Here is a 306-nt window from a genome sequence, read left to right on the forward strand (position 1 = left end):
GGTGGAAGCGTGGCGACATGTGGAGCTGACTGATACTAATAGATCGAGGACTTAACTAAAACGAAAAGCGGAAACGCCTGTTTATCGGCGTTGTAGCTGGACAATAATGATTACTCATTTCTTTCTTTACTTCATAATCTAGTTTTCAGGGAATAATTTTCTAAAATTATCCTTGAAAAAATCTCAAAAACATGTATAATAAAATATGTCTTGAGAAAAGTCTGGTGGCGATAGCGAGAAGGTCACACCCGTTCCCATACCGAACACGGAAGTTAAGCTTCTAAAGCGCCGATGGTAGTTGGGGGT

1 rRNA gene is annotated in these 306 nt (G+C 40.2%); it reads left to right on the forward strand.

The features are described from left to right. Positions 1–220: 220 nt before the first annotated feature. Positions 221–306, forward strand: a 5S ribosomal RNA gene (gene rrf / locus ACTNDN_RS25090); the annotation flags it as partial.

The organism is Niallia sp. HCP3S3_B10, from assembly GCF_052064465.1.
Lineage (GTDB): Bacteria > Bacillota > Bacilli > Bacillales > Cytobacillaceae > Niallia > Niallia hominis.